The following is a 649-nucleotide window of genomic DNA, read 5'->3' as shown; positions in this document are numbered from 1 at the left end:
CGAACAGGACCGTGAAACGACTCCACGCCGATGATAGTGCGGATTGCCCGTGTGAAAGTAGGTAATCGTCAGGCTCCTCCTTGCCACAAACAAAAACCCCACCCCGCAAAGGTGGGGTTTTTGCGTTTGGGGCGACCGACTATAAGTGAGAGCCTTATCGATTTGCTTCGCAAGAAGCACTTGACAACCGCGTGTTGTTACCCCATAATCGATAGTTCTCTGCGGAGGGGTGCCCGAGTGGCTAAAGGGGGCAGACTGTAAATCTGTTGGCTTACGCCTACGTTGGTTCGAATCCAACCTCCTCCACCAGAATTCAAGCGGTAAGGGAATCCAACCCTCGCGGGTGTAGCTCAATGGTAGAGCAGAAGCCTTCCAAGCTTATGACGAGGGTTCGATTCCCTTCACCCGCTCCAGTGTCGGTTTTGTAGTGCCCATGTGGCTCAGTGGTAGAGCACTCCCTTGGTAAGGGAGAGGTCGGCAGTTCGATCCTGCCCATGGGCACCAGCTGTATCAGTCTAGAAAGTTGCGCGCGGCGCAAGGTGCGAAAATCCTGTTAGGAGTCGAAAATGGCCAAAGGTAAATTCGAGCGGACCAAGCCGCACGTGAACGTGGGCACGATCGGTCACGTTGACCACGGCAAGACCACGCT

1 protein-coding gene and 3 tRNA genes are annotated in these 649 nt (G+C 54.7%); all 4 read left to right on the top strand.

Annotated elements, in window-relative coordinates; translation table 11 throughout:
• The first annotated feature begins 223 nt into the window (after window positions 1–223).
• Window positions 224–309: transfer RNA gene (locus NCR34_RS12975), tRNA-Tyr, on the top strand.
• A gap of 30 nt (window positions 310–339) precedes the next feature.
• Window positions 340–413, top strand: a tRNA-Gly gene (locus tag NCR34_RS12970).
• 16 nt (window positions 414–429) lie between these two features.
• Window positions 430–504, top strand: a tRNA-Thr gene (locus NCR34_RS12965).
• Window positions 505–566: 62 nt separating this feature from the next.
• A partial coding sequence (locus NCR34_RS12960) for a GTP-binding protein (RefSeq protein ID WP_042615313.1) occupies window positions 567–649 on the top strand: 83 nt, incomplete at its 3' end.

The organism is Caballeronia sp. GAWG1-5s-s (genome assembly GCF_023631445.1).
GTDB lineage: Bacteria > Pseudomonadota > Gammaproteobacteria > Burkholderiales > Burkholderiaceae > Caballeronia.
The sequence above is the reverse complement of the archived record's forward strand: the minus strand, read 5'-3'. Positions and strand labels throughout refer to the sequence as shown.